The following is a 25,287-nucleotide window of genomic DNA, read 5'->3' on the forward strand; positions in this document are numbered from 1 at the left end:
AGAACAATGGCGAAACCCAATTCTTTATCTCTTCGTTCACCGGCTAAGCTCAATCTTTTTTTACACATCGTCGGACGCAGAGCGGATGGTTATCACCTACTTCAATCTGTTTTTCAACTGATTGACTGGTGCGACACCATCCACCTAAAAAGTATTTCTGAAAATGAAGTGCGCCGCATTAAGCCCATTCCCGGAGTTCCTCCCGAACAAGATTTGGTAGTTCGCGCAGCAAACTTACTAAAAGATTTTTGCAAGATTGGGGCTGGTGTTGAAATCCATCTTCACAAAGAGATTCCGATGGGTGCAGGTATGGGGGGTGGGTCCTCAGATGCAGCAACTACATTGATTGGTCTTAATATCCTTTGGAATCTCAATCTCTCAAAAGAAACGCTTTGCGCCCTGGGGCTTCAGCTCGGAGCCGATGTCCCCTTCTTCATTTTTGGTCAAAATGCCTTTGTTGAAGGCATCGGGGAGAAAATTCAAGAAATTTCCCTCCAAACCCCTGATTTTTTGGTGATATTTCCCAATAAGGGCATCGCTACCGCTAGCATTTTCCAAGACCTGGAATTGACCCGAGATCACGCTCCGATTACAATAGATGGCTTTCTTGCATCGCCATTGTTATATCAATCGAATGATTGTCAGGCTGTAGCGATGCGGATTTGCCCAGAAGTGAAGCAAGCTTTGGATTGGATTACCCAGGCAGTACCGGGCTCACAGCCCCGAATGTCTGGTTCTGGAAGTAGCGTTTTTGCAGTCTTAGACTCTAAGACTGACACCGCGAAACTAGAAAATCTTCTGCAAAATCTTCCTGAAGGGTGGGTAGGTCGGGTTGTTCGGGGGCTAAATAAAAATCCCGCTTACAATTTGATTTCTTCAGATTGACCTGTAGGGGAATCGCCAAGCTGGTTAAGGCACTGGATTTTGATTCCAGCATGCGAAGGTTCGAATCCTTCTTCCCCTGCCAAGTACTGTAGAAACGATAAAGATAACCTTTTGACCCCACAAAACCCATAAGACTATGTCCTCCACAAACGCAGATTTATTGACTCTTTTCACAGGCAACGCAAATCCCGTTTTGGCTGAGGCTGTAGCCAAAGAACTCAAACTCCCAATGGGAAAAGCCTTTGTTGGCCGATTCTCTGATGGCGAGATTCAAGTAGAAATTCAAGAGAATGTCCGCGGCAAGAATGTCGTGGTGATCCAATCAACCTGTGCACCTACAAATGACAGTTTGATGGAACTCATGATCATGATTGATGCTCTGAAACGAGCATCTGCAAGCCGCATAACCGCAGTGATTCCTTACTTCGGTTATGCCCGTCAAGACCGCCGCCCTCGTTCTGCTCGCGTAGCTATTTCCGCTCGCATTGTGGCCAACATGCTTCAGTCAGTTGCTGGCATTGAGCGTGTTTTGACGATGGATCTACACGCTGACCAAATTCAGGGCTTCTTTGATATCCCGGTAGACAACATCTATGCTTCCCCAGTCCTTTTGGCCGACTTAGAAGCGCAGAAAACTAAAAAAGATCTGATCATCGTGTCTCCAGACATTGGCGGCGTGGTTCGAGCCCGTGCAATGGCTAAGCAATTAGGCACTGATTTGGCGATTATTGATAAACGCCGCCCTAAAGCAAACGTATCCGAAGTAATGCACCTCATTGGCGAAGTAGAAGGCCGCCATTGCGTCATCATGGATGACATCATCGATACCGGTGGAACCCTCTGTAAAGCCGCTGAAGCGCTTAAAGAGCGTGGTGCTAAGGGCGTTACCGCCTACTGTACGCACGCCGTGCTCTCAGGCGGTGCTGTAGCTCGTATTGCTGCTTCTGAATTGGATGAGTTGGTTGTTACTGACACCATCCCCTTGACCGCAGAGGCCATGAAAGTATCCAAAATTCGCCAATTGAGCGTTGCTCCGATCCTCGCTGAAACCCTTTCCCGCATTAGCAAAGGTGATTCAGTGATGTCGATGTTTGCTGAATAAGCCAAAAATCACCGTTTTACCCCGGTTTTTGGCAGTTTTAAGCCTTTTGTAGGCAAAAACACCCTTTCCCACGATATAATTGAAGGCTTTTCTGTTTGGTCGCGAACGGAAATTAACCTTAACTAGGAAAATCATCATGAAAGTAGTTGCCTTTGAAAGAAGCGTACAGGGAACGGGTGCGAGCCGCCGTCTGCGCAATTCCGGAAAAACTCCGGGAATCGTTTACGGTAGTAAAGATCCAGCCTTGGTCATCGAGTTAGACCATAACGCGTTGTTCCATGCTCTCCGCAAGGAAGCATTCCACTCATCCATTTTGGATTTGGAAATTAGCGGCAAGACACAAAAAGTGTTGTTGCGCGATTACCAAATGCATCCATTTAAGCCATTGGTATTGCACATTGACTTCCAGCGCGTATCCGCATCTGAGAAAGTTCATATGCGCGTTCCATTGCACTTCGCTAATGCTGACACTTCAGCTGCCGTGAAATTGCAAGGCGCTGTTATTAGCCATATCCTCACTGAACTCGAAGTTTCTTGCTTACCAGCAGACTTGCCAGAGTTCATTGAAGTGGACTTGGCGAAGATTGAAGTTGGTCACGGTATTCACGCTAAAGACATCGCATTGCCAAAAGGCGTTACTTTGGTATTGCATGTTGAGCAAGAGAACCCAGTACTTGCTAACGCACGTATCCCAGCAGCTAAATCTGCTGAGCCTACAGATGCGCCTTCTGCACCAGCAGCGGCAGCTCCTGCAGCTGAAGCACCAAAGGATAAAGCTTAATTATTTAGCTCAATCGCTTGTACAAGAAGGCCTGCGCAAGCGGGCCTTTTTTATTGCCCCAAGTTTTCATTCTTTTTTGGCGAAATGCTTTTATATCTTTAAACTCTCAACATGACTAAATTAATTGTTGGCCTAGGCAACCCTGGAGACGAGCACGAAGAAGATCGGCACAATGCTGGCTTCTGGTTTGTTAACGCCCTAGCAAAACAATTAAGCACGCGCTTTGAAGCAGAAAAACGCTTTCACGGCAAAGTGGCTAAGGCCAAATGGGAAGGTGAAGATCTTTACTTACTTAAGCCCAGTACTTACATGAATCTCAGTGGTCAATCTGTTGGCGCGTTGTGTCGCTTTCACAAAATCACTCCCGCAGATATTTTGGTGGTGCAAGATGAACTGGATTTAAAGCCTGGGACTGCACGCCTAAAGTTAGGTGGCGGCACTGGCGGCCATAATGGCTTGAAAGATATCCAGGCGCACTTAAGCACTCCAGATTATTGGCGCTTACGCTTAGGTATTGGTCACCCTAGAGATGTGGCTGGTGATGGACGACCGATGGATGTTGCCGATTATGTATTACGTAGACCTCAATTGGTTGAGCAAAAACTCATTGATGCCAGCATTGAAAATGGCCTACAAATTTTGCCGCTTTTTTTAAAAGGCGACACTCAAACCGCCATGATGGAGTTGCACTCCAAGGGTTAAGAACTGAACTAAGCCGCTCAGTTAAGCTGTATTGGCTTTTTTGGCAGCAGTTAAAAGCGTGAACTTCACCATTAACTGCTCTTGAGTTTCGGTGTGCTCAGGATTAAATGGAATGCAATCTACTGGGCATACCTGGCGACACTGGGGCGCATCATAGTGACCTACGCATTCAGTACATTTATCGGGATTGATTTCATAAATCTCCAGTCCCATGTAGATGGCGTCATTTGGACACTCTGGTTCACAGACATCACAGTTGATGCATTCGTCCGTAATCATTAGGGCCATAATTTACTCGCCGCTCTCAACCTTTTCACTCTTTGTTCTGAGCGCCAGAAGCAATTTTTTGGACTAGCCATTTTTCCACTGATGGGAAAACAAACTTACTGACATCGCCACCCATTGAAGCAATCTCACGCACGAAAGTGCCTGAAATAAATTGGTACTGATCGGATGGGGTTAAGAACAGCGTTTCAACATCAGGCAGCAGGTAACGATTCATACCAGCCATTTGGAACTCATACTCAAAATCAGATACCGCACGTAAACCACGCACAATCACACGCGCTTGATGCTCGCGTGCGAAATCTTTTAATAAACCAGTAAAGCCAACGACTTTTACATTCGGATAGTGGCCAAGCACTTCCTTGGCAATATCGATACGCTCTTGCAATGTAAAGAAGGGGCGTTTGCTACGACTATCGGCAACGCCAACAATCAACTCCGTAAAAATGCTCGATGCGCGGCGGACCAAATCCTCGTGACCACGAGTAAATGGATCAAATGTTCCAGGGTATACGGCAACTGTCATAACGTTCCTAAGGCTTTATCGGCTACAGGCAAGAGTTTAGCCCCTTCCACTCCGAAATAGACAAGCTTTTACCTGTCCAGCCTCTAAGTATTTTCCACAATGCCAGTCCGGCAGTAGGGCCTCTACCTCCTCACGTGGACGGCTAGAGGGAAATTCCACATAAATACCACCACCAGCAGAGTCATCGCACACCCTGCCAGCCTGAATGACGGCACGATCTAATAAGCCCGAGTCCTGAAATGGTGGATCAATAAAAACTAAATTGCTGGAACGATCTGCCTGCTGCTTCAGAAACTCAAGGCTATCTCGTTGCAAAATTTCTACGAGGCCAGCAGCTGGCGAAGACTGCAATAAAGCAAAATTGGCTGTTAAATTTGCGCAAGCTTTTTTTTCTTTCTCCAGCAACACTACCCATGCAGCACCTCTTGATGCGGCTTCGAAACCCAAAGCGCCGGTACCCGCAAAAAGATCTAGGCAACGCAAACCCGTTAAATCCTGTCCCAACCAGTTAAATAAAGTTTCCCGAATACGATCAGTTGTGGGGCGTAGGCCAGGAAGATCCAGAACCGTTAGCAAGCGACTTCTCCAATTGCCGCCAATAATCCGAACCTTCTTTGGCGGTTCAGTCTTTAAGGTCTTAGTAGGTTTATTTATTTTTTACTCCCAATACAACAATCTTCATACGATCCATGGCAAGGTATTTTTGGAATGCAGCATTTACCTGTTCCAAAGTTACTGCCTCAACTTGCTTAGTCCACACGTCCATCGTATCGAGCGGCAAGTCATTCCATGCAATTGAAGAGACGTTATCCAACAACTTACGATTGTTATCAATCCGCAGTGGGTAACCATTCACCAGATTTGCTTTAGCAGCCGCGAGCTCAGATGGAGTGGGTCCATCGGCAATAAATTGAGCAGTGGTAGAGCTCATCACCTCTAAAGCCAGCGCAGCCTGATCGCTCTTGGTTTGCAGGCCCGCTTGAAAAATGCCATTCTCTTTTCCAGGGATAAAGTAGCTGAACACACTGTAAGCCAAACCGCGCTTCTCGCGTACCTCAGCCATTAAACGAGAGACAAAACCGCCGCCGCCCAAAACATAGTTACCAACCAGTAAGGGGAAATAATCGGGGTTGTTGCGAGCAACCGCGGTCATCCCCATAGCAATGTGAGCTTGCTGAGAGTCAAAAGGAATTTGAACCTCTCTTTGTGCCAAAGGCTCTACAGGGGAGCGCTCGAGCTCAGGTAATTTTGCGATGGGCTGAGCTGAAGCGGGAATCTGCTTCAACAACGTCCGAACAATTTCATCGGCTTGAGTACGGTCAACATCACCAACAATACTCACAATCATGCGATCACCGCGATAAAACTGTTTATGAAATTGCCTTAAATCATTCACACTAACAGCAGCAACTGATTTCACTGTTGGCGAATCAGCTAAGGGGTAGTCTCCATAAACTGATTTTTTAAAACGACGCTCAAGAACAAATTCGGGCTTGGTTTCTGCCTCAAGCAAACTCGTCATCGTTCTTTGCTTCTCACGCTCAACAATTTTTGACTCATAAGTTGGCGCACTCAACATAGCCGCTGCTAGTTTTACCGCTCTATCACGCAAGTCTTTTCGACTCAAACTCCGAATGCGCAAGATTGCTCGCTCGCCACTCACAGATAAGCCGATATTGGCTCCGAGATCAGCGATTTCATCAGCAATTTGGGCTTCGGTAAGAGCGCCTTTTTCACCCCTAACTCCATAATTCATAAGGCCCGCAACCATATCAGCTAGGCCACTTTTGCCAGCAGGGTCATAGCGATCGCCTGCATCAATGCTTACTTCAATGTCTACCATCGGCAGCGCTTTGGTTTGTACTAAATATGCCTTGGCACCCCTATAAGAATCTAACTTCTCGATAGGTAAGATAGCGTTGGCGTTACTAAGCAAGCCAAAAGCAAAGAGGCAAACTGAAATACTCTTAACGAAGAGATTCATCATTTGCTCTCCTTACCTGCAGCTTGACGCACCTGAGGATCCAATACCGCAATCGTGAGACCTTCATCTACCAGATATTTCTTAGCAACAGCTTGAACTTGTGCGGGAGTAATGGATTGCATTTTATCTAGCATGTAATCGATATCTTTCCAAGAAAAGCCAGCCATCTCGGTGCTGCCAATTTCCATTGCCTGGCCAAAGATAGAATCGCGCTTATAGATTTGCTCAGACAAAATCCGCACCTTAATTCTTTTGAGCTCAGACTCCAGAATCCCTTTTTGCATTAATTCGTCAAGCGCCTTCCGAATGCTTGTCTGAGCCTGATCGACTGTTTTTCCTTTAGCCATCGTGGTGCTAATTAAAAATAGTTCTGGCCCACGAGAAATCATGTCGTAGCCCACACCCACATCATTCACTACTTTTTCCTGCTTAACGAGAGTGCGATTAAGGCGGGCATTGTCATAGCCATCGAGCACCGCCGTCAGAAGCTCTAAGGCATATGGCTCGGGGTCATCCAGCATACCGGGCTCGAGGCGCGGCACCTTCCAAGCCATAGTTAGTTGAGCACTATCAGCTGGCGCCTTTACCTGAACCTGCTTAATCCCTTTTTGAGGTGGCTCAATTTGCGGCTTACGCACCGGTAAGTCATGAGCAGCAGCTGTGCCGTAATACTTCTCGACCATATTCAACACTGTTTTAGCATCTACATCACCGCTGATGACTACGGTTGCATTATTTGGCTTATACCAACTGCGATACCAATCTCGCGCATCGGATGCTTTAATATTCTGCAAATCATTCATCCAACCAATGACCGGATGGCGATATGGAGAACTCATATAAGCGGTTGCCATTAATGATTCGTTGAGCAAACTGCTTGGATTGTCTTCTGTTCGTAAGCGACGCTCTTCCATGATGACCTGAATTTCTTTTAAGAATTCTGCATCATCAAAATTGAGGTTAGACATACGATCTGCTTCAAGCTTGATCACGTCTTCTAATTTGGATTTTTCAACTTGCTGAAAATAAGCTGTGTAATCGCGCGAGGTAAATGCATTCTCGCGCCCACCGACTGCGGCTACCAAGCGAGAAAATTCACCCGCCTTCACTTTGTCGGTTCCTTTAAACATCATGTGTTCAAGCACATGAGCTACTCCAGTCTTACCATTGACCTCATCCATGGATCCAGCGCGATACCAAGCCATGTGAGCTACCGTTGGCGCACGATGATCTTCCCTCACAATCAATTTGAGTCCATTACTCAACCGATACTCATGCGTATCCCCTGAATCAGGGCTAGCAGCCCAAGCAAGATGGGTAAATACGAAGAATAAAAAGGAAATTCGGAGTAAATTGGAAAGCATCTGCTAAATCACCATATCCCTAGAATTAAATTGATAAGATGCAAGTTTTAAATTGTATCGATTATGTTCGGCTTACGTAAAACCCTCGGATCTCTTTTCAAATCAAGCAAGGTTGATGAATCTTGGTTTGAAACTTTAGAAGAATCACTGATTCAAAGTGATGTGGGTCTACCTACGACCGAACAACTCATCACCAAACTACGTAAAGCAGCAAAGTCTGAAAAGGCCTCTAGCCCAGAGGAGTTACAAACTCTTCTCATTCAAGAAGTCAGCGCCCTATTGACTGCTATTGAGCCTTCACCAAACCCACTATTTATAAGTGATAAGCCTAACACCCCAGAGGTGTGGTTGGTTGTAGGGGTTAATGGAGCAGGTAAGACTACGACCATTGGCAAACTCTGCCGACTCTTTCAATCTCAAGGAAAATCCGTTCTCTTGGCTGCCGGTGATACCTTTCGAGCTGCGGCACGTAATCAGCTTCAGGAGTGGGGTGGACGAAATCAGGTTGACGTTATTACGCAAGAAGGTGGTGATGCAGCAGCCGTTGCACACGACGCCATTCACGCTGCCATCTCTCGCAAGAACGATATTCTCATCATTGACACCGCAGGCCGTCTTGCTACCCAGGACAACCTCATGGAAGAGCTCAAAAAAGTAAAGCGCGTCATTGGAAAAGCGCTACCTGGAGCGCCTCACCACACCCTGCTTGTTTTGGATGGCAATACCGGACAGAACGGCTTGAGCCAGGTAAAGGCCTTCCATGCTGCTCTTGGCCTCACTGGAATCATCGTTACCAAGCTTGATGGGACCGCTAAGGGCGGCGTGATCTGCGCCCTAGCCCACACCCTACAAGAAGGCCCAAAACCCGCTGTGCTAGCCCTAGGTAAGGGCGAAGGGATTGAAGATTTAGCCCCCTTTACAGCAGGGCAATATTCTGCCGAATTATTCAATTAAATCAATAGCTTATAGAGCATTAAAACCATTAGCACTCTCTTGACAAGAGTGCTAAAATAGACTTCTATTAACACCTCCTATTTATAAGAAAAAATGGTTCAAAAGAAATCTGACAAACCGAATTTGCAAACGCTGCCAGTCGCGCAGACTGCGTCGGCGTCTGCATTTCCGATGCTGCCAACTCTTGGGGTTGGCACTCTCGACTCATACATTTCGTACGTTAATCGCGTGCCAATGCTTAGTGCTGCGGAAGAGTTACATCTTGCGCAGGAATTTCGTCGTACTGAAAATGTCGATGCCGCGAAAACTTTAGTGCTCTCTCATTTACGCTTAGTAGTTTCTGTTGCTCGCCAATATCTTGGCTATGGAATCCCGCATGCTGACTTAATTCAAGAAGGCAATATTGGTTTGATGAAAGCCGTTAAACGCTATGACCCAAACAATGGTGCACGTTTAGTGTCATATGCAATCCATTGGATCAAAGCAGAGATTCATGAGTACATTCTCAAGAATTGGCGCTTAGTAAAAACTGCAACCACTAAAGCACAACGCAAATTGTTCTTTAACTTACGTAGCAACAAACCTACCTTGAGCGCACTTACACCCAGCGAAGTTGAAGCCTTGGCTAAAGCACTTGATGTCAAAGGTTCTGACGTTAAAGAAATGGAAATGCGGCTTGCTGGTGGCGATGTCGCCCTAGAAGGCGATGACAACGACGATGAGTCTGCTTACGCCCCTATTCAATGGCTAGCGGATAACTCTCAAGAGCCTACCGCTCGTATTGCTAGCGCTGAAGCGGATGCCCTGCAAGGCCCTAAACTAGACCAAGCACTAATGGCTTTAGATGAGCGCAGTCGCAATATTGTGCAATCACGTTGGTTGGCGATGGATGCCGAGGGAAATGGCACGAAAACATTGCATGACCTAGCCGATGAATATGGCATCTCCGCAGAACGCGTTCGCCAAATCGAAACTGCCGCTCTCAAAAAGATGCGCGGCCTGTTGCAAGCAGCTTAATCAAGCTAGCAGTTTGCAGGTAGCAAACTTCTTTGATTCCCTTACTTCAGCAGCTCTTTCAAATCATGCGCCAAGGTCTCTGGACCTTGAGCGTGCTTGATATATAAACGTAGATGACCCTCAGGATCAAATGCATAGCTACCCGCTGTGTGATCCATGGTGTAAGAGCCTGGCTTAGATCCCGGAACCTTCTTGTAATAAATCTTGAAATCCTTAGTGACCTTCTCCAAAGCTGCCTCATCTGCAGGACGAAAACCTAAGAAACGAGAATCAAATGCAGGTACATACTGCTTGAGAATCTCTGCGGTATCGCGCTCAGGATCTACGGTAACAAAAAGTACCTGTACCTTATCGGACTGAGGCCCCAAGAGCGTCATGACTTGCTGCATTTCAGTTAAGGTAGTTGGGCAAATATCAGGGCACTGGGTGTAACCAAAAAACATCACCACCACTTTGCCCTTAAAGTCTGCCAAGGTTCTGACCTTGCCGTCTGTATCCACCAAACTAAAGTCTTTGCCAAAAGCAGTGCTGCCAGTGATATCAATATTTTTAAACTCTGGTTTTGGGCTGCAAGCAGTCAATACGAAACAAAGAATTGCTAAAAAGCAAATGCGCAAAAAATTCATATGACTCTCAGAGGAAATAATGGTCTATCAAAAGCGCCGCAAAGAGTAGCGAAAGATAGGTGATAGAAAAGCGGAAGGTCTTTTTGGCTAAAGCATCGCTATAGGAAATAAATAAGGCGATGACATAGGCCAGGAACATTAAGCCCAGGACGATTGCCGAAACTAAATACACCATACCGCTCATGCCATAGATATAAGGCAGCATCGTAGCTGCAATCAATATGAGAGTGTAGAGAACGATATTGAGAAGTGTGAAACGCTCTCCATGAGTCACTGGCAGCATTGGTAAGCCCGATTGAACATAGTCATCGCGACGATACAAAGCCAATGCCCAGAAATGTGGAGGGGTCCACACAAAAATAATCAGAACCAAAAGCCAGGCTTCTGCCGAAAGCGTATTAGTCACTGCAGCCCAGCCCAAAGCCGGCGGCATTGCGCCGGATAACCCGCCAATCACAATATTCTGTGGCGTGGCAGGCTTTAGTAACCAGGTGTAAATCACTGCATAACCAACGAAGGTAGCAAGTGTTAGCCACATTGTTAATGGGTTACAAAAATTCCACAAAATAATCATTCCTAGTGAACCTAGAACAATTGAGAAAATAATGATGTGAAAAGGCGTCACTTCGCCGGTGGCTGATGGACGCCAAGCAGTGCGCTTCATCTTGGCATCAACGGCTTGCTCAATCAAACAGTTCACTGCAAATGCAGCGCCAGCTAAAAGCCAGATACCAACAATGCCACCAAAAAGCACTGGATACGGAACCATGCCAGGCGTCGCTAAGAACATACCAATCACTGCACAAAAAACAGCGAGCTGAGTCACCCTGGGTTTAGTTAAAACCCAATATTGACGCCAACGTGGCATAGCCACTGGTGCGCTTGTTTTAGAGTCGCTCATATTTACGCCATCTTCTTTTGAATGAAAGGCTTCCAAGAAGCCCAATAACTCATTCTGACCAAACAGAATACCAAAGCCGCAGAGCCGGCAGTGTGTAATAAAGCCGCCAATAACGGCCACTGAAACACCACATTAGAAATACCAGTCATGACTTGCAATAAAAGCACCGCCAGCAAAAGCTTGGCTACTTGATTAAGACCTGATAGAACTGGGGTTGCTAGCGAAAGAGCGCTCCAGCCCAGAGCCCCAAGCACGACCAATACCAGCACAGCAAAGAGGCGATGTGCCCAGTGAATTGTTTGCAAGGCCGCAGGGGAAATAAATTCTCCTTGCGCATTAAGACCCAACTGACGCCAGAGAGTAAAACCCTCACTCCAATTGGTCTCAGGCCAAGCGCTTCCCAAACACGTCGGGAAATCAGGGCAGGCTAGTACTGCGTAATTAGTACTCACCCATGCACCCAGGAAAATTTGGATGAATAAAACAACAAAGGAGAGGGTGAGCAGTTGCACAGAAAGCGGACGCACCCGAATAGTACGAACAGCAGAGGACTTGCTCTCCCATGACTGCTGCGCATACGCTGTTAAGCAAGCCAATAAGATCAAGGCCAACATCAAGTGAATCGTAACAATGATTGGCTGCAACTTCAGGGTGACAGTCCAAGCACCAAAGGCACCTTGAACACAGACTAATAAGAGCAAGCCCAAGCTGCCGAGTAAAGGATTTTTTCCTAAGGACTTCAGCTTAGTCAATGCAATAACTACTTGTACCAAAATCAATGTACCTACCGTCATTGCTAAGTAGCGATGAATCATTTCGATCCAAGCCTTAATAACCGTCACAGGGCCTGTAGGCATGGCATTCTGAGCATGCTGAATATCGCCAAGCGCATGAAAAGGATTGGAAGTGCCGTAGCATCCAGGCCAATCTGGACAACCCAATCCGGAGTCGGTGAGACGTGTAAACGCGCCGAACACAATCAGATCAAAAGTCATGAAGACCAAGACCCAATTGAGTTTTTGCAACAAGCTATAGCTAGGCTTTTTCCAAATAAAGAAGAGCGGTAGGCCAGCAAAAATAATAGCGATGGCTGCCAACTCCAGAAATAAAATCAGACTGGGCATTACAAACTTTCGCCCTTGTGATTGAGCTTCAAAAGCTTTTCCAAGTCTTTCTTCATACTAGAAAATTCTTTAGGAGAATTGGTCACTGGGAAATACATCATCTTGGCAGGGCTTGGGTCAATCAACTGAATGTCCTGTCCTACACCTTCTTTATTTAACCAAGCCTCAAAGTCAGCCCTTTGCTTTGGGTCGGAGGGCAATGCAACCACCTTAACCCCTGCCGTCTTTTCGTCATAAATCTTGAGGACTTCTGGGTCAACAGGCTTGCCATCTGTATTCACCCAGATCAACTGCAAGCGTCCACTTTCTCTACCCATAGCAACTCTGGTTTGGCGCATCAGAAATAAAGCTTCAATACATTTCTCATCTGTGATGTGACATTCGCCAGCTGGACGAGCAACCAAGAGAGTCCATTTACCCTGGAGTGGGGCATCAAGCCACGCCGCATTGAACTCTTGTGCTGGATATACGAGTGTTCCAAAATTCGTTTTTCCGCCCTCAGGCTTAATCACGTAATAAGCAAAGTAAGAGGCGAGAACTGGTGAGGCACAGGCAAGCAATAACAACAACATCTGAATGCGGCCACGACGCGTACGCGCATTAATCGCAGATGCATCCACCTGTGAAGCCGGAATTAATAACTCTTTATCACTCACGTTTGATCCCCATTCACTAGTCCCCGTCGTTTATATTGCCGCAGGCCACTTAGCAACCAAAATATAAATCCAGCAAAAGCCAAAGCAAACCACTGGAATGCATAAGCATAATGGCGATCGACCCCACTTGTCAGAGGCGCCCAATCGCGGATTAAGCCATCCTCTATGCCAACCTCAATCTGACGCAAGATAAAGGGCGCTTGGCTCCAACCATGTAACTTGCCTTCAGCTGTTAAATCAAAATTTTGCTCAATTCTTGGTTTGTTTACATCGGCAGAAATCTTGCCGCCCCCAAGCTCATAGACTTTCCCGGGGTGAGCAAATACAACGCCTTCAATATTGACTGCTGTATTTGGGGTCTGCACGGGCGGGAGGGTTTCGCGATTTTCATTATTGCGCGGCGCCCAACCCCGATTCACCCAAAGAACCTCATCTTTCCCTTCGAGCCTCAAAGGCATCATCAGGTAAAAGCCAGACTGTGCAGTGGCGCTACCAACAGGCGGAATAGGTCTTGGCCTGTTATCCAGCCAAACTGCTGCCTCAGGAACATATCGCCCACGAGCAATCATACGGCGCTCACCAGCCTCTTCCAAAGTCCATGGTGCTGCATTGGCACTTAAGATGGGCATTTGTTGACGGGCCTGTAAATTCGCTGCCAAGGCAATTTTGGTATCAGCCCTGCTTAATTGCCAAACTCCAGCACTACAGCCGATCGCAATCACCAGCAAGGCTGATAAAGTAGCAACTATGCGCTTGGCAACGAGGGCAAAAAACAGCTTATTCAATTGAGGGATTTGAGATGAAGTGGATTATTCCTATTGTCCTACTAATGATTGTTTTTAGCTTAGGATCGGCTCTGTATTACATGATGAAAGATAGGGGGAATAGCTCCCGTATGGTTCATTCACTGATGCTACGCATTGGGTTATCCGTCGCGCTATTTTTAGGAATTCTGCTAGCCCACTACTTTGGCCTCATTGAGGCTACCGGCATCAGGGTGGGAACAAACTAATCGTTACCGCACAAAACAAGAGTACCAAAACAAATCGGGGCTTTAAAGCCCCGATTTTTTATTCAATTTACATCCAGTAAACAGCGATGTACAAGCCAAGCCAGACAACGTCAACAAAGTGCCAATACCAAGCAGCGCCTTCAAAAGCAAAGTGGTGTTTAGCAGTAAAGTCGCCACGAATCATACGGCGCAATACGATCGCCAACATGGTGCCACCAAGGAATACGTGGAAGCCATGAAAGCCAGTCAACATAAAGAATGTAGAGCCGTAGATACCTGATGTGAGCTTTAAATTGAGCTCATGGTAAGCATGGTAGTACTCGTATCCTTGGAAGCACAAGAAGATGAAGCCCAAGCCAACAGTTGCAGCCAAGCCAGTAATGGCCTTCTTCATGTGGTTCGCTACCAATGCATGGTGAGCAATAGTAATAGTGACGCCAGAGCTCAACAACAGCAATGTGTTGATGGTTGGAATCGGCCATGGACCCATAGTGGTGAACTTCTCAACCAATCCAGCAGGACCATCATTTGGCCACACAGCCTGGAAATTAGGCCAAAGTAATTTGCTCGTAACGTCGCCCATCCAAGGCATTGCAATATTGCGTGCGTAAAAGAGGGCTGCAAAGAAAGCGCCAAAGAACATGATTTCTGAGAAGATGAACCAAGCCATTGACCAGCGATAAGAGATGTCAACGTTGATGCCATTCTTACCAGCATTGGATTCAGCAATCGTATCGCCGAACCAGTGATAGAGTACAAATAGAACCCATGCCACACCAACTAAGCTTAGGGCGCCGCCCCAAGAAGTGTGATTTACCCAGCCAGACATACCAGCGCCAAATGCAATTAAGCCGACGGCGGCCATGGCAGGATGCCTAGATAGTCCAGGGACGAAATAGTATGGGGTTGAATTGGATGACATCTTATTCTCTCTATTCAATCAAAAAATAATCAATGGGACACAACTGCTTTCACTATCAACAGGAGAACACCCATAAAAATCAAGGCGCCAACAACACCTGCAATGATAATGTGAACAAAACTGAGTGAAGCTACATCTTCCTGCAAACCTGATTGTTTACGCACCCCCAAAAAGCCCCACATCACGGCTTTCATAGACTGCATAAAACTACTTTTTTTCTTCACGACACCACCTTTGACTTTGGTGCAGGTGGTGTACCACCCATGCCCAGCTCAAAGAAGGTATACGACAAAGTAATAGTTTTCACATCGTCCGGTAAACCCGCATCGATCACAAAAACTACCGGCATCTTCTTTGTTTCATTTGCCGCTAGTGTCTGCTCCTGAAAACAAAAACACTCTAACTTTGTAAAAAACTCTGTTGCGCTTTTAGGCGCATAGCTTGGTATTGCCTGTGCTCGCACTGGGCGATTCTGATTATTAGTGACCTCATAAACAATCTCAGTCATTTCACCAGGGTGCACCTCTAAAAAATTCTTAACCGGTTTGAAAGTAAACGGGCCACGACTATTGGAGTCAAACTCAATCGTCACTGTACGAGCGTAGTTAACCTGGGTATTACCAACCCTATTTGGGCTGAAGGCTCTGACACCATAGTCATTTTTGCTCGTTACAACATTAATCCCAGTAACCTCACACAAGGCTTTGTACATTGGGACTAGTGCGTAACCAAATCCAAACATCATTACCGCTGCAATTAAGAGCTTTAATAAAATCTGGCGATTCAGTGATTGAGTTGAAACCATCGTCATCGCGGGATTAACCCAACATACTCCGTTTAATCACAATACCAATAAAAAATACCAATACAACACTCAAAAGAATGAAGCCCATCCTGCGATTATTCGCAGCAAGGGCTTGCTTCTCTGACGACTTAAATTCCTGCTTCACGCATTTGCTCTGCACTAGGCGGAGTTTCAAAAGTGTGATGTGGCGCTGGAGAAGGAATAGTCCACTCCAAACCTTTAGCTCCATCCCATGGCTTCATCGGTGCTTTTTCACCTTGGCCACGATATGCAGGAAGCACAACGAAGAACAAGAAATAAACCTGCGACAAGCCAAAGCCCAATGCGCCGATTGAAGCAACCATATTGAAATCAGCAAACTGAGTAGGGTAATCGGCATAACGACGTGGCATACCCGCTAAGCCCAAGAAGTGCATTGGGAAGAATGTGATGTTAAAGAAAATCATGGAAGTCCAAAAATGGATCTTGCCGCGAGTTTCATTGGCCATAAAGCCGGTCCACTTAGGACACCAGTAGTAGAAGCCTGCGAACATGGCAAACAATGAGCCCGCTACCAAAACATAGTGGAAGTGAGCAACGACGTAGTAAGTATCCTGAACACCAATATCAATTGGTGCCATTGCCAAGATCAAACCAGTAAAGCCGCCCATGGTGAAAACGAAGATAAAGCCGATAGCCCACAACATTGGAGTTTCGAAAGTCATCGAACCCTTCCACATTGTTGCAACCCAGTTAAAAATCTTCACGCCAGTTGGAACAGCGATCAACATTGTTGCGTACATGAAGAACAGCTGGCCAGTTACAGGCATACCAGTTGCAAACATGTGGTGAGCCCAAACGATGAATGACAAGATCGCAATCGATGCGGTTGCATAAACCATTGAGCTGTAGCCAAACAATGTTTTTCTGGAGAATGTTGGAATGATTTCACTGACGATTCCGAATGCAGGAAGAATCATGATGTAAACCTCTGGGTGACCAAAGAACCAGAAAATATGCTGGAACATGATTGGGTCGCCACCGCCAACTGCAGAGAAGAATGAGGTACCGAAATGACGGTCAGTCAGAACCATGGTGATTGCGCCAGCCAATACAGGCATCACAGCAATCAACAAATAAGCAGTAATTAACCAAGTCCAGCAGAACATTGGCATCTTCATCAAAGTCATGCCAGGAGCGCGCATATTCAAGATGGTCACGATGATGTTGATCGAACCCATGATGGAAGAGGCGCCCAATAAATGCAGAGCAAAAATAGCCATGTCCATGCCAGGACCCATTTGTGAGGTCAACGGAGCATAGATAGTCCAACCACCTGATGGAGCGCCGCCAGGAACTAGGAATGAACTGAACAACAGGCTTGCAGCCACCGGAAGGATCCAGAAGCTAAAGTTATTCATACGAGCAAACGCCATATCGGATGCGCCAATTTGCAAAGGCACCATCCAGTTTGCGAAGCCAACGAACGCCGGCATGATCGCGCCGAACACCATTACCAAACCATGCATGGTGGTTAGCTGATTAAAGAACTCAGGACGGAAGAACTGCAAACCCGGCTGGAACAATTCCAGACGAATTCCCAACGCCATCATGCCGCCAGCTAACAAGCTAACAAACGAGAAGATCAAATACATCGTGCCGATGTCTTTGTGGTTGGTTGCAAACAACCAACGACGCCATCCGTGTGGCGTGTGATCATCATGCGCGTGATCGTGTGCGTGGTCGTGGGTAGTGGAGACTGTGCTCATGGATTACTCCGGTTTCGTTTTATCTGTATTAGTTAATCTGATTTACTGGCCGCGTGCGGTAATAATTTCTTGGGTCTGAATCACTTCACCCGTTTTATTACCCCATGAATTACGGGTATAGGTAATAACGGCTGCGATATCTCCATCGGAAAGTACGCCTGCCCACTTCGGCATTGCGTTTTTACCGTTCAGCAAAATATTAAATTGGCCTGCTTTAGGTCCATTAACCACTTTGCTGCCATCCAATGCGGGAAACGCACCAGCGCCTTTGCCATTCGGCTGGTGGCAAGCTGCACAGTTTGCTGCATAAACTTTTGCGCCACGCTCTTTTTGCTCATCCAAGGTGTAAACCTTTGATGGGTCATCGCCGCCAGCACCCATTGCTTTTTTCTTCTCAGCAACCCAAGCGGTGTAATCCTCTGGTGAAACTACTTTCACAACGATAGGCATGAAGGCATGCTCTGCTCCACAAAGCTCAGAGCACTGACCGCGGAATGTGCCAATCTTGTCAGCTCTAAACCAGGTGTCACGAACAAAGCCTGGGATTGCATCTTGCTTTACGCCAAATGCTGGAATAGTCCAAGCATGAATAACGTCATTAGCAGTAGTAATCAAGCGAATTTTTTTACCGACTGGCACAACCATTTCATTGTCCACTTCCATCAAATAGGTATTTGATTTTGGTGCCAAGTTGTTAATTGCTTCACGTGATGTTGACAAGGTAGACAAGAAGCTGATGCCTTCGCCTTCGCCCTTGATGTAGTCGTAACCCCACTTCCACTGATAACCAGTGGTCTTAATAGTGATGTCAGAGTTGGTAGTGTCTTTCATCGCCACAACAGTTTTTGTTGCTGGCAATGCCATGCCGATCACGATCAAGAGTGGAATGACTGTCCAGATAATTTCAACAGTTGTACTCTCGTGGAAAGAAGCTGATTTGTGACCCAATGATTTGCGATGCTTCAAGATGGAATAGAACATCACTCCAAAAACACCAATAAAAATCAATGCACAAATAACCAACATCATCCAATGCAACCAATGGATCTCTTGCATGATTTTGGTTGCGGGAGGCGTGAAATTCAGCTGATTAACAGCCGGGCCACCAGGCATATTCTCTGCTGCATGAGCAAAAGCAGTGCCAAAAGCTACTGCGAAATAGAGCGAAGCCCTAGTGACTTTTCCAAATAAATTCATCTTATTCTCTGTTTATTGTCGTGAGCAAAGCAGCAAAAATGCCACAAAATGCCCAAAAAACGGTCTCAAGCTAATACTTACAGCCGTGATTATAGGGTTAATTAGATACAAGAACAAACCGGGTTAACCCAGCTTGAACCAATCTTGGTCGAGGTTTAAATGATAGTAAGCACTTACACTTAGGCAGAATCTGACCTAGTCTTGCGCCCAATTTGATTTAGATCAATGTAGGCGACGTTGTCCTTTGCCTTTGCAAGGCGCTTTCCGAGGGCCCACGCATGCCCATAAACCACCTCTAAGGTGATTTTTTGCGGCAAAACCTCTTTTCCAATCGCTTTGGGAGGGGTGGAATCCATCAATTTCAGCGCACTCATATCAGCCAGCAATAAAGCAGGTTTCTCGTAATCCAAAGTGAGGTACTCCATGTCCATTACAGGATCAGAAAACCGCTCACCAAGCAAGGCATCCCCCATATCGTGCATATCCCAAGGGCTTAATAAATTCTTGAGCTTTAATTCTGAAAGATCCAAGGCGCGCAACTCTTTTCCGGTATCAGGCCCTAAATAGCTAAATGTGATTAAACCGCCCTCACGCAGTACGCGCCAACACTCCTGTAAAAAATGCTTTGGATCAGGTAAATCGTGCAATAAAAGATCGCTGAACACTAAATCAACAGAATTGTCGGGAACATTAAATCTTCCAGACGAGCTGTAATCTTCCAAGGAGCAAGCGTTGCTCGCAAATAAAGATCGCCAATTACTCAGCGCTTTAGCACGCCACATTTGAAATCCCGAAATACCTTTTTCGGTAATGCTAAAAATGCGTGCCTTTGGATAGCTCTTAGCGAGCACATCCAAATGCTTACCAGCAAAGTCAGGCACCACCAAGATGTCTTTTACATCAAGCTTAACGATGTCTAATTTCTGCAGCATGCGATCTGCAATTTCGTCTTGTAACCATCTAAGGGGCTGGGTCATTGGCTCAGTATACTCAGCGCCCCATGCGATTTCCAGAGAACATTTTTCAATCCATTTGTGAACCGCTTTTACCCACGGCTTGCATTGCTTGTCAGGGGTTTCAAAAATCATCCCTATGCGATCGCTGTCTCACTCAATTACGAGATGATGGCTTATTGAACTACCTATGCTGCTATCAATGTGGCATAGCACTTCAGGTTTCGGAAATTGCACAGCAACGCTGTATGCAATGCCAAACCTTGAGACCCTACTTTGATGAAACTTATTGCTTAGATCGCTACGATGGCTTGCTACAAACTCCACTGCATGAATTGAAGTATCAAAAACGGATTACATTTGCTAATGCCCTTGGCAGAATATGGAACTTACTTCTCAGTAAAGAGCTTGAAGATATCTCCGCTGATTATTTACTACCAGTGCCGCTCAGTATTGAGAAGTTAGCACAGCGTGGTTTCAATCAAAGTTGGGAAATAGCCAAACAGATTCGGTGTGGAAGGCATATTCAAAAATCACCTTATATGCTGCAGCGCCATCATTATGCAAAGCATCAGGCTGGAAGCACCTTGAGTAATCGTCACCTAGCCATTCAGGGAATGTTTTATGTTGAAGAGCGTTATATTCAGCAGCTCGCAAACAAGACTGTGATTGTGTTTGATGATGTGATGACAAGTGGCGCAACTCTTAATGAAATTGCGCGGGTTCTGAAGGACAATGGTGTATCTCGCGTCATTAATTGGGTAGTACTTCGAGCTGCGCGACCAATTTAAAGAGTGTCACATGTTTAATATCGTTTTATTTGAACCAGAAATCCCGCCTAATACAGGCAACATTATTCGTTTGTGTGCAAACACTGGCGCGAAGCTGCATTTAATTGAGCCCCTTGGATTTCCAATGGAAGATGCTAAGTTGCGTAGAGCGGGCCTAGACTATCACGAGTTTGCTCGCGTCAAAGTACACAAAAATTGGGCGCAGTTTTTAAAGGATGAGCAGCCCGACCCTCAACATCTCTTTGCATTGACTACCAAGGGCTCAGGAAAGTTTCATGAAGGTAAATACACGCCCGATGATTACTTTGTATTTGGCTCTGAAACTAAAGGCATTACAGATGAAGTCAGGGACTCCATTCCGATTGAGAATCGTATGCGCCTAGCGATGCAAGATAGTAGTCGCAGTCTGAATCTATCAAATACTGTAGCAATCGTAGTGTATGAAGCATGGCGGCAAAATGGCCTTGCTGGTGGCCAATAACAAATTGACCCAAATACTGTAATTACGATTCGATTTTAGGATCGCGCCCCATGAGCTTTTTAACAGCATCATGCGGCTTCAATTTTCCGGAGAGCACTTCACCCATCATCGTAGTAATAGGCATCTCAACCCCTAGGCGTTTTGCCAAGTCGCCAACCGCCTCTGCACAAAGCACACCCTCAGCAACGTGACCAAGACTGGCAAGAACCTCAGCCAGCGACTTACCAGCAGCAAGCTCAAGACCAACGCGCCGATTACGCGATAGATCTCCAGTGGCAGTCAAGATCAAGTCTCCAACCCCAGTTAGACCCATGCAAGTTTCGGGTTTACCACCGGCAGCCTTCACAATGCGCATCATCTCTGCTAAACCGCGCGTGAGAACAGCGGCGCGTGCATTCAAACCCAAATCTAAGCCGTCACCAATACCTGCAGCAATAGCCAAGACATTCTTAATAGCGCCGCCCAACTCCACACCAATTAAATCATCGCTTGAATACACCCGCATATTCCCGTGATGGAAAGCGGCCTGCACTACTTCACATAACTTGGGAGATTTGCTAGCAACGGTTAAAGCGCAAGGCATGCCCTCACCAACCTCACGCGCAAAGCTTGGGCCAGATAAGGCGCCATAAGAATGCGTTATTCCATGAGAATGCATCTTGCTCTCGCGCTCCACTACCTGGTGAGGCAATAAGGCAGTAATAGGCTCAAGACCTTTGCAGAGCCAAATAATATTAAGTGGGCGCTCAGCAATCTTTAAGGCTTGGGCGATTGTTTCTGAAAGTCCCGACATTGGTGTAGCAATGACCAATAAATCATCGCTAGAAAGTCTTTTGACAGCAGCAGAAAAATCACTCTCAAACTTGAGGCTTGCAGGCAACTGAATCCCTGAAAGATAAGCACGATTTTCAGCGCTCTCTTCGATTTCTTTTAACTGTTGTTTACTACGAGACCATAAAACAACATCGCCCTCTTGGAGAAAGCGAGCTGCTTGTGCAGCCATCGCCGTTCCCCAGGCACCAGCACCAAGCAGTGTCACTTTCATGATCTGTGGGCTTGCTCGTTGAGCTTAGTGAGGCTTGCTCTCAGCCGCGGCACCATCCTTAGCAGCAGCTTCTTGTTGAGCTTGCATCAAACGATGTTCGTACATGCCGTGGAAATTAATCTCATTCAAATGAATTGGCTGAAAGCCTGCGCGACTAATAATATCGGCGATATTTGAACGCAAATACGGATATAAAATCGTTGGGCAAGCAATACCAAGCATTGGATCGATTTGCTCAACAGGAATGTTGCTAAATTCAAAGATACCGGCTTGTTTTGCCTCTACCAAGAATAGTACTTTGGTATCGACTTTAGCAGTCACAGTAGAGCTGAGGGCTACCTCAAAGATCCCTTCGCTTAAGGGTGCAACGGAGATATCAATCTCAACCTGCACTTGTGGCTCAGACGCAACCAACAAAATCTGCGGAGCATTTGGTTGCTCAAGGGATACATCTTTTAAGTAAATTCGCTGAATACGAAATCCAGGTTCCTTAACTTGGTCGGCGCTTATCTGCGGTGCTGGAGATTGTTCAGTCATTGCTAACTTTCATTGTATGTTTAATCTATTAAGCTAATAAGGGATCAAGCTTTCCAGCGCGATCTAATGCCACTAAGTCGTCATAACCGCCAACATGCGTGTCACCAATATAGATTTGTGGAACAGTGCGACGGCCAGTGCGCGTCATCATCACTTCACGCTGCGCTGGATCACGATCAATCAAAATCTTTTCGAGATTGGCAACGCCTTTTTTAGTCAGCAACTTTTCTGCCATGACGCAGTAAGGGCAAACTTGGGTGCTATACATTGTTACTGGAGGCATCGATTTCTCCTTACTTTACTAAGGGTAGAGCTGCCGCTTTCCAAGCCTGCACGCCACCATCTAAAGTGCCTACTTCGGCAAAGCCCAGCTTTTGAGCTTCGGCCACAAGTTTGCGCGACTGAGAGCCGGTTTCACAAACCAAGACTACTGGGTGCTTACGGTCTAACTTCAGCTTTTCAATAGCTGCCGTTAAACCAGCAGCATTAGCGAATTTGGCGCCAGGCAAATGACCCGACTTAAAGGCCTCTTCTGAGCGCAAGTCCAATACATAGGCTTTGCGTCGATTAATCCAAATCGTCGCTTCGGTAGGCGATAAGCCTTTTCCGCCAATAAGCGTAGATAATGTGGGAAGGAAAAGCGCTATGCCTGAAACCAACAGCAGGGCAATAAGCGCTAAATTATCAATTTGCGTGAGAAAGTTCATCACCGGATTATAGAATGGCTCTATGAAACAACTTGTCCTTATTCGTCATGGCGAATCCGCCTGGAACCTTGAAAACCGCTTTACCGGCTGGGCGGACGTCGACTTAACCCCTAAAGGCGCAGAACAGGCCACCGCAGCAGGTGAAAGCCTCAAAAAAGCAGGTTATGAATTTGATATTGCCTATACCTCTGTTTTAAGGCGTGCCATTCGCACTCTTTGGCACGTTCAAGACGCCATGGATTTGATGTGGCTCCCCGTTGTTCATAGCTGGCGTTTAAATGAACGTCACTATGGCGCACTCACCGGATTGAATAAAGCTGAAACCGCAACTAAATATGGCGACGAACAAGTTCATATTTGGCGTCGTTCCTATGATGTACGTCCACCGCTACTTGAGAATGATGATGAACGTCATCCTAAAAATGATCTCCGTTACTCAAAGCTCAATCCTTCCGATATTCCTTTGGGCGAATGCTTAAAAGATAACGTTGAGCGAGTATTGCCTTTGTGGAATGAATCTATTGCGCCCGCACTCAAAGCTGGCAAACGCGTTTTACTAGTAGCGCATGGCAACAGCATTCGCTCACTTATTAAGCATTTAGATCAAATGTCTGACGAAGACATCATGGAAGTGAATGTACCTAATGGTGTGCCACTTGTTTATGAGTTAGATGACAACCTCAAACCTATTCAACACTTTTATTTGGATTAAAGCAAAAGAGATATGCGCCAATTTCTAAAGAATTTCGCCCTGATAGCCGTTGGCCTTATTGCCGGCGTAGCAGCCACGATCCAGCTCTCTGCGACTGCCCAGCAAAGCGCCCAGCTGCCGCTGGATGAGCTTCGCACGCTCTCCAATGTCTTTGCCCAAATTAAGCGTGAATATGTTGAGCCTATTGAAGATAAGCAACTGTTAACAGATGCTGTTAAGGGAATGGTGAGCAGTCTTGATCCGCATTCCACCTTCTTAGATAAAAAAGATTTTGCAGAAATGCAAGAGATGACTTCTGGAAAGTTTGCTGGTCTTGGTATTGAAATCACTTCTGAAGATGGTGTAGTTAAAGTACTTAATCCAATTGAAGACAGTCCTGCTGCTCGCGCAGGACTTCAAGCCGGAGACCTCATTACACGTCTTGATGACAAACCGGTACGCGGCATGTCTCTAGACAAAGCTGTACGCACTATGCGCGGCACGCCTGGAACCAAAATTACTTTAACGGTATTTCGTAAGAGTGAAGAGCGTAGCTTTCCGGTAACCATCACTCGTGCAGAAATTAAAGTTCAATCAGTCAAAACAAAAATTCTGGATAACGATATTGCTTGGGTACGAATCACTAGCTTTCAAGAGCGCACTGTTCCTGATCTCGCCAAGAAATTGACTGATATTGCCAATCAAGATCCAAAGCTCAAAGGCATCATTCTTGATCTGCGCAACAATGGCGGCGGCCTGCTGCAAGGAGCTGTGGGCGTAGCTGCAGCATTTTTACCTGCTGACGCAGTCATTGTCTCCACTAAAGGTCAGTCTCCAGATTCAAAACAGGTATTTAATGCAACGCCAGCGATGTACCGCCTAAATGAGTCTGGCGACCCTTTGGCGGGTGTTCCAGCGATATTTAAGAAATTGCCGATGGTGGTATTGGTGAATGCGTACTCTGCCTCTGCCTCTGAAATTGTGGCTGGCGCACTACAAGATTACAAACGCGCAACCATTATTGGAAAAACGACCTTTGGTAAGGGCTCCGTACAAACCGTTCGCCCCCTTACCAATGATTCAGCACTGAAGATTACTACCGCTTATTACTACACCCCAAGTGGCAAGTCGATTCAGGCCTTTGGTGTGAAACCAGATATCCCGGTAGACCAAAACAAAGATGGTGATCCAGATGATGTATTGATCACTCGCGAGATCGATAGCGAGAAACACTTGCGCAATAAGCAATCTGCCGAAGATAAGTTAATTAAAGATCGGGAACAGCGTCGCCTCGAAGAGTTGCAGCGCATTGAAGAGAAAAATGTCAAGAAGACTCCTGAAGAAAAAGAGAAAGATAAAAATAAGAAGCCACCTGAGCTAGGCAGTGCTGATGACTTCATGCTTTCTCAGGCAGTGGCTTTTATTAATGGTCAGCCTGTGAAGCGCTCTTCATCTAAACTCGAATAATCTTTTTATCTCTGCGGCTGGCAC

Annotated in this window: 32 protein-coding genes and 1 tRNA gene; 12 read left to right on the forward strand and 21 right to left on the reverse strand. The window is 46.2% G+C overall.

Translation table 11 applies throughout. The features are described from left to right. Positions 1-6: 6 nt before the first annotated feature. From ispE to pth, 5 genes are all read left to right on the forward strand, one after another. Complete coding sequence (ispE, locus tag FD963_RS09525; protein ID WP_215362249.1) at positions 7-885, forward strand: 4-(cytidine 5'-diphospho)-2-C-methyl-D-erythritol kinase; 879 nt, start codon at positions 7-9, stop codon at positions 883-885. Between the two features lie 5 nt (positions 886-890). Then, positions 891-967, forward strand: a tRNA-Gln gene (locus tag FD963_RS09530). A 54-nt stretch (positions 968-1,021) separates the two neighbouring features. Continuing rightward, positions 1,022-1,987: a ribose-phosphate pyrophosphokinase gene (locus FD963_RS09535; RefSeq protein ID WP_215321077.1), complete on the forward strand. Its 966-nt coding sequence runs from the start codon at positions 1,022-1,024 to the stop codon at positions 1,985-1,987. Positions 1,988-2,123: 136 nt separating this feature from the next. After that, positions 2,124-2,768, forward strand: a complete 645-nt coding sequence (locus FD963_RS09540; protein WP_215362251.1) for a 50S ribosomal protein L25/general stress protein Ctc — start codon at positions 2,124-2,126, stop codon at positions 2,766-2,768. Positions 2,769-2,879: 111 nt separating this feature from the next. Continuing rightward, complete coding sequence (pth, locus tag FD963_RS09545; RefSeq protein ID WP_215362253.1) at positions 2,880-3,470, forward strand: aminoacyl-tRNA hydrolase; 591 nt, start codon at positions 2,880-2,882, stop codon at positions 3,468-3,470. Between the two features lie 21 nt (positions 3,471-3,491). Here pth and FD963_RS09550 read toward each other — a convergent pair whose 3' ends face one another. From FD963_RS09550 to FD963_RS09570, 5 genes are all read right to left on the reverse strand, one after another. Then, positions 3,492-3,758: a YfhL family 4Fe-4S dicluster ferredoxin gene (locus tag FD963_RS09550; protein WP_215362255.1), complete on the reverse strand. Its 267-nt coding sequence runs from the start codon at positions 3,756-3,758 to the stop codon at positions 3,492-3,494. A 25-nt stretch (positions 3,759-3,783) separates the two neighbouring features. Next, positions 3,784-4,281, reverse strand: coding sequence for a pantetheine-phosphate adenylyltransferase (gene coaD / locus FD963_RS09555; protein WP_215362257.1), 498 nt, complete (start codon positions 4,279-4,281; stop codon positions 3,784-3,786). Positions 4,282-4,317: 36 nt separating this feature from the next. Further along, positions 4,318-4,857 (reverse strand): 16S rRNA (guanine(966)-N(2))-methyltransferase RsmD, encoded by a 540-nt coding sequence (gene rsmD, locus FD963_RS09560; protein WP_251367226.1) that lies wholly within the window; start codon positions 4,855-4,857, stop codon positions 4,318-4,320. A gap of 70 nt (positions 4,858-4,927) precedes the next feature. Beyond that, the gene (locus FD963_RS09565) at positions 4,928-6,268 is read right to left on the reverse strand and encodes a pitrilysin family protein (RefSeq protein ID WP_251367227.1); all 1,341 of its coding nucleotides are present in this window, start codon (positions 6,266-6,268) and stop codon (positions 4,928-4,930) included. Then, the gene (locus FD963_RS09570) at positions 6,265-7,629 is read right to left on the reverse strand and encodes a pitrilysin family protein (protein WP_215362259.1); all 1,365 of its coding nucleotides are present in this window, start codon (positions 7,627-7,629) and stop codon (positions 6,265-6,267) included. The genes FD963_RS09565 and FD963_RS09570 overlap by 4 nt, the downstream gene beginning before the upstream one ends. 63 nt (positions 7,630-7,692) lie before the next feature. On the opposite strand from FD963_RS09570, the gene ftsY reads away from it, so the two are divergent. Together ftsY and rpoH are read left to right on the forward strand one after the other, a co-directional pair. Further along, positions 7,693-8,583: a signal recognition particle-docking protein FtsY gene (ftsY, locus tag FD963_RS09575; RefSeq protein WP_215362261.1), complete on the forward strand. Its 891-nt coding sequence runs from the start codon at positions 7,693-7,695 to the stop codon at positions 8,581-8,583. A gap of 93 nt (positions 8,584-8,676) precedes the next feature. Next, on the forward strand, positions 8,677-9,600 hold the full coding sequence (gene rpoH / locus FD963_RS09580; RefSeq protein ID WP_215362263.1) for an RNA polymerase sigma factor RpoH: 924 nt from the start codon (positions 8,677-8,679) through the stop codon (positions 9,598-9,600). 41 nt (positions 9,601-9,641) lie between these two features. Here rpoH and FD963_RS09585 read toward each other — a convergent pair whose 3' ends face one another. Genes FD963_RS09585 through FD963_RS09605 form a run of 5 tightly spaced genes read right to left on the reverse strand, consistent with a single transcriptional unit; the run spans position 9,642 to position 13,692 of the window. Continuing rightward, positions 9,642-10,226 (reverse strand): SCO family protein, encoded by a 585-nt coding sequence (locus FD963_RS09585; RefSeq protein WP_215362265.1) that lies wholly within the window; start codon positions 10,224-10,226, stop codon positions 9,642-9,644. Positions 10,227-10,233: 7 nt separating this feature from the next. Then, positions 10,234-11,127 (reverse strand): heme o synthase, encoded by an 894-nt coding sequence (gene cyoE, locus FD963_RS09590; protein ID WP_215362267.1) that lies wholly within the window; start codon positions 11,125-11,127, stop codon positions 10,234-10,236. A gap of 2 nt (positions 11,128-11,129) precedes the next feature. Next, entirely contained in the window at positions 11,130-12,251 is a 1,122-nt protein-coding gene (locus tag FD963_RS09595) for a heme A synthase (RefSeq protein ID WP_215362269.1), read from the reverse strand. Next, positions 12,251-12,907, reverse strand: a complete 657-nt coding sequence (locus FD963_RS09600; protein WP_215362271.1) for a hypothetical protein — start codon at positions 12,905-12,907, stop codon at positions 12,251-12,253. Before FD963_RS09600 ends, FD963_RS09595 begins: the two co-directional genes overlap by 1 nt. After that, positions 12,904-13,692 (reverse strand): SURF1 family protein, encoded by a 789-nt coding sequence (locus tag FD963_RS09605; protein ID WP_251367228.1) that lies wholly within the window; start codon positions 13,690-13,692, stop codon positions 12,904-12,906. Before FD963_RS09605 ends, FD963_RS09600 begins: the two co-directional genes overlap by 4 nt. Before the next feature lie 14 nt (positions 13,693-13,706). Here FD963_RS09605 and FD963_RS09610 point away from each other — a divergent pair, with 14 nt between their 5' ends. Next, on the forward strand, positions 13,707-13,919 hold the full coding sequence (locus tag FD963_RS09610) for a twin transmembrane helix small protein (RefSeq protein ID WP_072582679.1): 213 nt from the start codon (positions 13,707-13,709) through the stop codon (positions 13,917-13,919). Between the two features lie 67 nt (positions 13,920-13,986). On the opposite strand, the gene FD963_RS09615 is transcribed toward FD963_RS09610, so the two are convergent. From FD963_RS09615 to FD963_RS09645, 7 genes are all read right to left on the reverse strand, one after another. Beyond that, positions 13,987-14,841 (reverse strand): cytochrome c oxidase subunit 3, encoded by an 855-nt coding sequence (locus tag FD963_RS09615; RefSeq protein WP_215362273.1) that lies wholly within the window; start codon positions 14,839-14,841, stop codon positions 13,987-13,989. A gap of 29 nt (positions 14,842-14,870) precedes the next feature. Continuing rightward, the gene (locus FD963_RS09620) at positions 14,871-15,044 is read right to left on the reverse strand and encodes a DUF2970 domain-containing protein (protein ID WP_083564235.1); all 174 of its coding nucleotides are present in this window, start codon (positions 15,042-15,044) and stop codon (positions 14,871-14,873) included. Between the two features lie 17 nt (positions 15,045-15,061). Further along, positions 15,062-15,646 (reverse strand): cytochrome c oxidase assembly protein, encoded by a 585-nt coding sequence (locus FD963_RS09625; RefSeq protein WP_215363985.1) that lies wholly within the window; start codon positions 15,644-15,646, stop codon positions 15,062-15,064. 13 nt (positions 15,647-15,659) lie between these two features. Next, complete coding sequence (locus FD963_RS10370) at positions 15,660-15,791, reverse strand: cytochrome oxidase small assembly protein (protein WP_251367229.1); 132 nt, start codon at positions 15,789-15,791, stop codon at positions 15,660-15,662. Further along, the gene (gene ctaD / locus FD963_RS09635; protein ID WP_215362277.1) at positions 15,775-17,394 is read right to left on the reverse strand and encodes a cytochrome c oxidase subunit I; all 1,620 of its coding nucleotides are present in this window, start codon (positions 17,392-17,394) and stop codon (positions 15,775-15,777) included. The genes FD963_RS10370 and ctaD overlap by 17 nt, the downstream gene beginning before the upstream one ends. A gap of 42 nt (positions 17,395-17,436) precedes the next feature. Next, a complete protein-coding gene (coxB, locus tag FD963_RS09640; protein ID WP_215362279.1) occupies positions 17,437-18,591 on the reverse strand; it encodes a cytochrome c oxidase subunit II in 1,155 nt (384 codons plus the stop codon). A 179-nt stretch (positions 18,592-18,770) separates the two neighbouring features. Next, positions 18,771-19,568 (reverse strand): methyltransferase domain-containing protein, encoded by a 798-nt coding sequence (locus FD963_RS09645; protein WP_251367230.1) that lies wholly within the window; start codon positions 19,566-19,568, stop codon positions 18,771-18,773. A gap of 224 nt (positions 19,569-19,792) precedes the next feature. Between FD963_RS09645 and FD963_RS09650 the strand changes: the two genes are divergently transcribed. Continuing rightward, entirely contained in the window at positions 19,793-20,335 is a 543-nt protein-coding gene (locus tag FD963_RS09650; protein WP_251367231.1) for a ComF family protein, read from the forward strand. 10 nt (positions 20,336-20,345) lie between these two features. After that, the gene (trmL, locus tag FD963_RS09655; protein WP_215362285.1) at positions 20,346-20,816 is read left to right on the forward strand and encodes a tRNA (uridine(34)/cytosine(34)/5-carboxymethylaminomethyluridine(34)-2'-O)-methyltransferase TrmL; all 471 of its coding nucleotides are present in this window, start codon (positions 20,346-20,348) and stop codon (positions 20,814-20,816) included. Positions 20,817-20,838: 22 nt separating this feature from the next. Here the strand turns inward: trmL and FD963_RS09660 are convergent, their stop codons facing one another. The 4 genes from FD963_RS09660 to FD963_RS09675 are packed head-to-tail and all read right to left on the reverse strand — an operon-like array spanning position 20,839 to position 23,105. Beyond that, complete coding sequence (locus tag FD963_RS09660) at positions 20,839-21,861, reverse strand: NAD(P)H-dependent glycerol-3-phosphate dehydrogenase (RefSeq protein WP_215362287.1); 1,023 nt, start codon at positions 21,859-21,861, stop codon at positions 20,839-20,841. A gap of 24 nt (positions 21,862-21,885) precedes the next feature. Next, entirely contained in the window at positions 21,886-22,398 is a 513-nt protein-coding gene (secB, locus tag FD963_RS09665; RefSeq protein WP_215362289.1) for a protein-export chaperone SecB, read from the reverse strand. 28 nt (positions 22,399-22,426) lie between these two features. Next, the gene (grxC, locus tag FD963_RS09670; RefSeq protein WP_215362291.1) at positions 22,427-22,681 is read right to left on the reverse strand and encodes a glutaredoxin 3; all 255 of its coding nucleotides are present in this window, start codon (positions 22,679-22,681) and stop codon (positions 22,427-22,429) included. Positions 22,682-22,691: 10 nt separating this feature from the next. After that, the gene (locus tag FD963_RS09675) at positions 22,692-23,105 is read right to left on the reverse strand and encodes a rhodanese-like domain-containing protein (protein WP_215362293.1); all 414 of its coding nucleotides are present in this window, start codon (positions 23,103-23,105) and stop codon (positions 22,692-22,694) included. Between the two features lie 22 nt (positions 23,106-23,127). Here FD963_RS09675 and gpmA point away from each other — a divergent pair, with 22 nt between their 5' ends. Then, positions 23,128-23,817 (forward strand): 2,3-diphosphoglycerate-dependent phosphoglycerate mutase, encoded by a 690-nt coding sequence (gene gpmA / locus FD963_RS09680; RefSeq protein WP_215362295.1) that lies wholly within the window; start codon positions 23,128-23,130, stop codon positions 23,815-23,817. Between the two features lie 12 nt (positions 23,818-23,829). Beyond that, on the forward strand, positions 23,830-25,263 hold the full coding sequence (locus FD963_RS09685) for a S41 family peptidase (protein ID WP_215362297.1): 1,434 nt from the start codon (positions 23,830-23,832) through the stop codon (positions 25,261-25,263). Positions 25,264-25,287 lie beyond the last annotated feature (24 nt).

It is taken from the genome of Polynucleobacter sp. JS-JIR-II-50 (genome assembly GCF_018687895.1).
Classification (GTDB): Bacteria; Pseudomonadota; Gammaproteobacteria; order Burkholderiales; family Burkholderiaceae; genus Polynucleobacter.

What these genes read in the sequence shown, in the direction of transcription:
- ispE (WP_215362249.1), top strand. Translation starts at nt 7, where the DNA reads ATGGCGAAACCCAATTCTTTATCTCTTCGTTCACCGGCTAAGCTCAAT.
- FD963_RS09535 (WP_215321077.1), top strand. Translation starts at nt 1,022, where the DNA reads ATGTCCTCCACAAACGCAGATTTATTGACTCTTTTCACAGGCAACGCA.
- FD963_RS09540 (WP_215362251.1), top strand. Translation starts at nt 2,124, where the DNA reads ATGAAAGTAGTTGCCTTTGAAAGAAGCGTACAGGGAACGGGTGCGAGC.
- pth (WP_215362253.1), top strand. Translation starts at nt 2,880, where the DNA reads ATGACTAAATTAATTGTTGGCCTAGGCAACCCTGGAGACGAGCACGAA.
- FD963_RS09550 (WP_215362255.1), bottom strand. Translation starts at nt 3,758, where the DNA reads ATGGCCCTAATGATTACGGACGAATGCATCAACTGTGATGTCTGTGAA.
- coaD (WP_215362257.1), bottom strand. Translation starts at nt 4,281, where the DNA reads ATGACAGTTGCCGTATACCCTGGAACATTTGATCCATTTACTCGTGGT.
- FD963_RS09565 (WP_251367227.1), bottom strand. Translation starts at nt 6,268, where the DNA reads ATGATGAATCTCTTCGTTAAGAGTATTTCAGTTTGCCTCTTTGCTTTT.
- FD963_RS09570 (WP_215362259.1), bottom strand. Translation starts at nt 7,629, where the DNA reads ATGCTTTCCAATTTACTCCGAATTTCCTTTTTATTCTTCGTATTTACC.
- ftsY (WP_215362261.1), top strand. Translation starts at nt 7,693, where the DNA reads ATGTTCGGCTTACGTAAAACCCTCGGATCTCTTTTCAAATCAAGCAAG.
- rpoH (WP_215362263.1), top strand. Translation starts at nt 8,677, where the DNA reads ATGGTTCAAAAGAAATCTGACAAACCGAATTTGCAAACGCTGCCAGTC.
- FD963_RS09585 (WP_215362265.1), bottom strand. Translation starts at nt 10,226, where the DNA reads ATGAATTTTTTGCGCATTTGCTTTTTAGCAATTCTTTGTTTCGTATTG.
- cyoE (WP_215362267.1), bottom strand. Translation starts at nt 11,127, where the DNA reads ATGAGCGACTCTAAAACAAGCGCACCAGTGGCTATGCCACGTTGGCGT.
- FD963_RS09595 (WP_215362269.1), bottom strand. Translation starts at nt 12,251, where the DNA reads ATGCCCAGTCTGATTTTATTTCTGGAGTTGGCAGCCATCGCTATTATT.
- FD963_RS09610 (WP_072582679.1), top strand. Translation starts at nt 13,707, where the DNA reads ATGAAGTGGATTATTCCTATTGTCCTACTAATGATTGTTTTTAGCTTA.
- FD963_RS09615 (WP_215362273.1), bottom strand. Translation starts at nt 14,841, where the DNA reads ATGTCATCCAATTCAACCCCATACTATTTCGTCCCTGGACTATCTAGG.
- FD963_RS09620 (WP_083564235.1), bottom strand. Translation starts at nt 15,044, where the DNA reads ATGCAGTCTATGAAAGCCGTGATGTGGGGCTTTTTGGGGGTGCGTAAA.
- FD963_RS09625 (WP_215363985.1), bottom strand. Translation starts at nt 15,646, where the DNA reads ATGGTTTCAACTCAATCACTGAATCGCCAGATTTTATTAAAGCTCTTA.
- ctaD (WP_215362277.1), bottom strand. Translation starts at nt 17,394, where the DNA reads ATGAGCACAGTCTCCACTACCCACGACCACGCACACGATCACGCGCAT.
- coxB (WP_215362279.1), bottom strand. Translation starts at nt 18,591, where the DNA reads ATGAATTTATTTGGAAAAGTCACTAGGGCTTCGCTCTATTTCGCAGTA.
- FD963_RS09645 (WP_251367230.1), bottom strand. Translation starts at nt 19,568, where the DNA reads ATGACCCAGCCCCTTAGATGGTTACAAGACGAAATTGCAGATCGCATG.
- FD963_RS09650 (WP_251367231.1), top strand. Translation starts at nt 19,793, where the DNA reads ATGCAATGCCAAACCTTGAGACCCTACTTTGATGAAACTTATTGCTTA.
- trmL (WP_215362285.1), top strand. Translation starts at nt 20,346, where the DNA reads ATGTTTAATATCGTTTTATTTGAACCAGAAATCCCGCCTAATACAGGC.
- FD963_RS09660 (WP_215362287.1), bottom strand. Translation starts at nt 21,861, where the DNA reads ATGAAAGTGACACTGCTTGGTGCTGGTGCCTGGGGAACGGCGATGGCT.
- secB (WP_215362289.1), bottom strand. Translation starts at nt 22,398, where the DNA reads ATGACTGAACAATCTCCAGCACCGCAGATAAGCGCCGACCAAGTTAAG.
- grxC (WP_215362291.1), bottom strand. Translation starts at nt 22,681, where the DNA reads ATGCCTCCAGTAACAATGTATAGCACCCAAGTTTGCCCTTACTGCGTC.
- FD963_RS09675 (WP_215362293.1), bottom strand. Translation starts at nt 23,105, where the DNA reads ATGAACTTTCTCACGCAAATTGATAATTTAGCGCTTATTGCCCTGCTG.
- gpmA (WP_215362295.1), top strand. Translation starts at nt 23,128, where the DNA reads ATGAAACAACTTGTCCTTATTCGTCATGGCGAATCCGCCTGGAACCTT.
- FD963_RS09685 (WP_215362297.1), top strand. Translation starts at nt 23,830, where the DNA reads ATGCGCCAATTTCTAAAGAATTTCGCCCTGATAGCCGTTGGCCTTATT.